The organism is Streptomyces sp. NPDC056231 (assembly GCF_048270745.1).
Lineage (GTDB): Bacteria > Actinomycetota > Actinomycetes > Streptomycetales > Streptomycetaceae > Streptomyces.
This window is the reverse complement of the sequence record NZ_JBLVKW010000164.1, coordinates 1-5781: the sequence shown is the minus strand read 5'-3', so window position 1 is coordinate 5781 and position 5781 is coordinate 1. Positions and strand designations below refer to the sequence as shown.

4 protein-coding genes and 1 pseudogene are annotated in these 5781 nt (G+C 68.2%); 3 read left to right on the top strand and 2 right to left on the bottom strand.

Annotated elements, in window-relative coordinates; genetic code table 11:
- Positions 1-744: 744 nt before the first annotated feature.
- Entirely contained in the window at positions 745-867 is a 123-nt protein-coding gene (locus ACNPQM_RS43550; protein WP_418088353.1) for a hypothetical protein, read from the top strand.
- Entirely contained in the window at positions 851-1246 is a 396-nt protein-coding gene (locus tag ACNPQM_RS43545; RefSeq protein WP_358862385.1) for a GNAT family N-acetyltransferase, read from the top strand. The genes ACNPQM_RS43550 and ACNPQM_RS43545 overlap by 17 nt, the downstream gene beginning before the upstream one ends.
- Positions 1247-1423: 177 nt before the next feature.
- On the opposite strand, the gene ACNPQM_RS43540 is transcribed toward ACNPQM_RS43545, so the two are convergent.
- Entirely contained in the window at positions 1424-2875 is a 1452-nt protein-coding gene (locus ACNPQM_RS43540) for a dihydrolipoyl dehydrogenase family protein (protein ID WP_418088352.1), read from the bottom strand.
- Positions 2876-3699: 824 nt separating this feature from the next.
- Here ACNPQM_RS43540 and ACNPQM_RS43535 point away from each other — a divergent pair.
- A pseudogene (locus ACNPQM_RS43535) lies at positions 3700-4654 on the top strand (IS481 family transposase).
- On the opposite strand, the gene ACNPQM_RS43530 reads toward ACNPQM_RS43535, so the two are convergent.
- A partial coding sequence (locus tag ACNPQM_RS43530; RefSeq protein WP_418088351.1) for a cytochrome P450 occupies positions 4655-5781 on the bottom strand: 1127 nt, incomplete at its 5' end.

The window sequence follows — 5781 nt, the reverse complement described above, 5'->3', positions numbered from 1 at the left end:
CGAGTTCGAACGCACCATCAGCGAAGCACGCGCCGAGCACCATCAGCAGGACCAAGCCGCGTAAGGAAGGCCTCTACGTTTCCAGGGGATTGACAGTGACGCCCTGCCCGCCAACGCCTATTTCCGTGTGCCCGGCGTGCCTATGCGGGGGGCCACCGGTGCGCTGGGCTGCCTCGCCACTCCACCCACCGAGGATCGTCAAGAACTTCTTCCGGGTCCGACAGGCCGGCGCCCTCAAGGAACGCCACCAGATCGCGATCGGAGTGGGCCAGCCCGAGGACTTCGTCCCCGCCGCTCCGGTGCACGCTCACTATCCGCCCTCCAGTGGGGGACGGTGTGTCCACGATGATCATCGCACCACTCATGCAACCAGAATGCCGCTGTTCTTCCCGCGCCGCAGTTCGACGTGGTCGAAGCGCCGCGCATGGGTCGCTCGGGGTTGCCGTCGGCGGTCGAGCATTCACCAACGGTCACCACGCCCGTGCGGCCCGCTCCATCGCATCATCGGCGAGAGGACCCGCCGGCCCTGCTGACCCAGCGGGTGATCAGCACGACGGCCTCTTCGAAGAGCACCGGGCAGGCGTATGGGCTCGGGACTGCGGTCAGCCCACGCCAACGAGCAACTCGTCAGCGCTCGCCAGGTGTCGGGGCTGCGGCAGGAGAGACTGGCCCGCCTTGCCGGGGCAGCGTGCGTTATGCACGCGCCTGTAGCAGGGTCGCAATCGCAACGTCTACGACGACGGCATGGACGCCGTGGCCCGCGCCCTGCAGCTGGACGAAACCGAGCGCGAATACTTCCTGCGTCTGACCCGTCTGGGCATGCGGCTGGGACAGCCACTATGTTCCCGCCATGACGATCGCGTATGAGTGGCGAGGTGACTTCGAGAACTCAGCCCTCAATGAGTTGCATGCTGAAGGGTTTGATCACCCGCCCGGGCAGACTGATTGGCGCGCAAGACTGCAACGTCACAGCCTTGGCTGGGTCTGCGCGTGGGAGGACGACTGCCTGATCGGTTTTGTCAACGTCGTCTGGGACGGCGGTGTTCATGCCTTCATCTTGGACACGGTCGTGGCTCAGCGCAGCCGGTCGAAGGGGATTGGCGCTGCGCTGGTTGCAGGGGCTGCTGAAGGAGCTCGTGCTGCCAAATGCGAGTGGCTGCACGTCGACTTCGAAGAACACTTGCGATCGTTCTACGTCGATGTCTGTGGTTTCAAGGGGACGGCAGCAGGGCTGATCGCCCTCTGAGCTTGGCGGCTTCCGGTCCTTGCCGGTGGTGTCGCCGAGGGGTCGGGCGGAGAGGCCGTCAGTCAGCGTCTGTGTGTTCACATTGCGCCCGGGTGCGAGTGGTGCTGGTCCGGTCGGCGTTCCGGAATCCCATTCGTATCATTGTGCTGTTCAGCAGACGTGTTTTCGCGACATGGCTCAGTCACGCCGGTAGGCGGCGAGGAGGAAGTGCCAGATCTCGCTGACCGTCGGGAAGCAGGCGACCGCGTGCCTCAGCCGCTTGAGCGGGACTTCCCCTGCGACTGCCACGGTTGCCGAGTGCAGGAGTTCGCTGACGCCGGGGCCGACGAAGGTGACCCCGAGCAGGACGTCCCGGTCGAGGTCGACGACCATCCGGGCGTGGCCCTGGTAGCCGTCGGCGTAGAGGTTGGCGCCCTGGACGGCGCTGAAGTCGACATCGACGGTCTTGATGCGGTAGCCGGCGCGGGCCGCCTGCTCGGCGTTCAGGCCCACGGCGGCCGCTTCTGGGTCGGTGAAGAAGACCTGGGGTACGGCGTGCTGGTCCGCGGTGGTGGCGTGGTCGCCCCAGAGGGCGTCGTCCAGCGGACGGCCGGCAGCGCGGGCGGCGATGGCGTCGCCCGCGGTCCGGGCCTGGTACTTGCCCTGGTGAGTGAGGAGCGCACGGTGGTTGACGTCACCCAGTGCATACAGCCATTCGCCTTCGACCCCATCGACCAGGCAGGTGGTGTCCACGTCCAGCCAGGAGCCGGGGGCGAGACCGACCATGTCGAGGCCGATGTCGTCGGTATGGGGGGCTCGGCCGGTGGCGAACATGATCTCGTAGGCCTCGAGTTCGCTGTCGTCGTCGAGGGTGAGGGTGACCGGTCCCGTGGGGTCCGGGCGGCGCAGGGCGGTCACCTGCACGCCGATCCGCACGTCAACGCCCACCTCGGTGAGACTGCGTTCGAGCAACTCGCCCACGAAGGGTTCCATGCGGGGCAGCAGAGCGCGGCGGACGAGCAGGGTGACCTGTGAGCCCAGGCCCTGCCAGAGGGTGGCCATTTCCACCCCGACCCCGCCACCGCCGACGACGGCGAGCCGTGCGGGCACGGTGCTGGAGTCGGTGCCGTGCCGGTTGGTCCAGGGCCGGACCTGTCCGATACCCGGGATGTCGGGCAGCACAGGTCGGCTGCCGGTGGCGATGGCCACCGCGTGTCGGGCCGTGAGGGTCTGGCGCGTGCCGTCGTCGCGGGTGACGGTGACGCGGCGGGCACCGTCGATCCGGCCGTGGCCACGGAACAGGTCGGCGCCGATGGACTTCACCCACCGAGCCTGTCCGCTGTCGTCCCAGTCGGTGACGTAGCGATTGCGGCGGGCGAAGACCCGGTCGGTGTCGAGCCGGCCGGTGACGGCCTGCCGGGCGCCGTCCACGCGGCGGGCGTCGGCGATGGCGATGACCGGCCTCAGCAGCGCCTTACTGGGCACGCAGGCCCAGTAGGAGCATTCCCCGCCGACGAGCTCCCGCTCTACCACGGCCACACTGAGGCCGCCCGCACGGGCGCGGTCGGCGATGTTCTGGCCGACCGGACCGGCGCCGAGCACGATCACGTCATAGGTGCCGTTTCCCTGGGGTTCATGTGCTTTGCTCATGTTTTTTCCTATCATGATCGGGCTGATCGCTCATTCGTTCATGGGATTGCTTGATGCACGTCGTCGCCCTGGCCGGGGGACGCGGTTCGGGGCAGGAGCGGTATCAGGGGGAGGAGCTGCCGCGATCACGACTCAAAAGCCTGGGAAGAGGGTGCGCAACTCGTCGCCGATGACTGGGCCGTCCGTGGTCAGTGGGTCCTGGGAATGGTTGCGGCCGTAGATCAGACGCTGGACTGCCTCGGCTGGGCCGGTTGGAGCCAGTGGGGTCAGCGGGCTCCACGGGGTAGATGTGCACTTCGTCGTCGATGTCGAGGAACTGCGTCCGGCCGGTGTCGGTGAGCTCGATCCGGATCCGTCGTGGTGCGAGTCGGTCCCTGGTGCGGCGTGGCTGAACTGTCCGGCAATGAGGTCGATCCGCTTCCACGGCAGCGCTGTCTCGGCAGTGGGTACTGCCGCGGAAGGATCCAGGGCTACGTCGATGTGCCAGCCGTGTACGGGCGGCTCCGACAGCCGATGGCACGCATTGGCCGCGACGTCGAGCAGTCCGGCGAATAGGGGATGCGCACCGCCCTGCGCCGTCCTTCGTCAAGGGAATCGTGCGTTCCGCGATCGCCGCGGAGTCTGCGAGGATGCGGCGGGCTACGGCCCGACAACGTGCGGGCCAGACGACGCCCGGCAGGCGGGACTTTCGACACACGCCCTAGTTGTTCTGTCCCGGGAGGTTGTGGACAGGTGAGCCAGATCTCGGCTGAGGGATCTTGAACGGGTGAGGGCCTTTCGAGTTCGGTGTGGATTGCGACGTCTACACCGACCGAAAGGCCCTCGTGTCCCACCGTAATGCACCCCTGACCGAGACCGGGCGCCTGCGCCTGGCCCGCTGCGTCGTCGAGGACGGCTGGACCCTGCGCCGGGCCGCCGAACGCTTCCAGGTCTCACCCACGACGGCTCAGCGATGGGCCGGCCGCTACCGCGAACTCGGCGAGGCAGGCATGGCCGACCGCCCCAGCCGCCCACACCGCAGCCCGCGCCGGACCCCGACCCGCACCGAACGCAGGATCATCAAGGTCCGCGTCCTACGCCGCTGGGGACCGGCCCGCATCGCCTACCTCCTGGACCTGAACCCGGCCACGGTCCACCGCGTCCTGACCCGCTACCGCCTGGCCCGGCTCACGCACCTGGACCGTGCCACCGGCCGGGTGATCCGCCGCTACGAGCGCGACCGCCCGGGCGAGCTGGTGCACGTCGACATCAAGAAGCTCGGCAACATACCCGACGGCGGCGGACACAAGACCCTCGGACGCCAGGCGGGCCGCAAGACCCGCTCCGGAGTCGGCTACAGCTACCTCCACAACGCCGTCGACGACCACTCCCGCCTCGCCTACAGCGAGATCCTCGCCGACGAGAAGAAGGAGACCGCCGTCGGATTCTGGACCCGCGCCCACGCCTTCTTCACGCAGGCCGGGATCACCGTCGAACGCGTCCTGACCGACAACGGCTCCTGCTACAAATCGCACCTCTGGCGTAACTCCCTGGCACAGCAAGGCATTTCACACAAGCGCACGCGGCCGTACCGGCCTCAGACCAACGGCAAGGTGGAGCGCTTCAACCGCACCCTCCTCGACGAATGGGCCTACGCGAGGCCCTACCGGTCCGAGGCCGAACCGACGCGACGCCTACCCGCAGTGGCTCCACGCCTACAATCATCACCGCGGACACACCGCACTCAAGGGCCAACCACCCGCCAGCCGCGTCCCTAACCTCACGGGTCAGTACACCTAGTCATAGTTGGACGGGCAGGTGGCGGGGGCCGCGGAGCATGGCGTTCTGCCGGTAAGGGGGCGGATCCTGGACCAGGCGTGCCGTGCCCAGGTGGGGGATCAGGGCGCCGAGTGCGGCCTCGGCTTCGATGCGGGCGAGTGGTGCGCCGTAGCACAGGTGGATACCGCTGCCGAAGCCGAAGTGCTGGTTGTCCGGGCGGGTAGGGTCGAACCGGTCGGGCTCGTGGAACCGCTTGGGGTCGCGGTTGCCCGAAGCCAGCACCAGTACGACGGACGCGCCTTTGGGGATCGTTGTCCCCGCGACGTCGATGTCGGCGCGGGGGATCCTCTCGCGCATGTGGACTGGGGGTTCGTAGCGCAGCAGTTCCTCCACCGCTTGCGGTAGCAGGTCGGGTTCGCGACGCAGCTGGTCCACATGCTCGGGGTGGCGCAGCAGGGTGAGCACCCCATTGGTGATCAGGTTGACCGTGGTCTCGTGTCCCGCGATGAGCAGCAGCACGGCGGTTTCCGCGAGTTCCTCGCGGGTGAGCCGCAGGGCCGGATCCGGCTCGTTGACGAAGGCGGAGAGCATGTCGTCGGTCGGGTGGCCGCGGCGCTGCTCGGCGAGGTCCACCAGGTATTGGCCCATCTCGATCCGCGCCTGGTTGCCAGCCGGGTTCCGCTCGGTGGAATCCTCATCCGGCCTCACGTCGGCGGCTGTGACCAGCGCGTCGGACCAAGCCCGGAACAGCGGCTCGTCCTCACGTGGCACGCCGAGCAGGCGGCAGATCACGGTGACGGGCAGCGGGTAGGCGAAATCGTCGACGATGTCGATCTGCCGGCCCGCCTGGAAGTCCTCCATCAGTTCCTTGGTGAGCTGGGCGATCTCGCCGCGCATGGTGTCGATCCGGCCCGGGCTGTGCGGCGGGCCGAACGGGCGCATGGCCAGGGTGCGCAGCCTGTGGTGCTCGGGGTCGTTGAGCCGCAGGAACGGCAGATTCGCCGTCTCCGCGGACGGAGACGAGGCAGTGCGGCAGCGTGGATCTGCACTCATCCGCGGGTCGTGGAGCAGAGCGGCGATCTCGTGATAGGTGCCGACCAGATAGCTGCCGTCCGCCTGCCGCACCACGGGACCGGCGTCGCGGAGTT

Excerpts from the sequence above, each read along its gene's own strand:
- ACNPQM_RS43550 (WP_418088353.1), top strand. The coding sequence starts at position 745 with ATGGACGCCGTGGCCCGCGCCCTGCAGCTGGACGAAACCGAGCGCGAA.
- ACNPQM_RS43545 (WP_358862385.1), top strand. The coding sequence starts at position 851 with ATGACGATCGCGTATGAGTGGCGAGGTGACTTCGAGAACTCAGCCCTC.
- ACNPQM_RS43540 (WP_418088352.1), bottom strand. The coding sequence starts at position 2,875 with ATGAGCAAAGCACATGAACCCCAGGGAAACGGCACCTATGACGTGATC.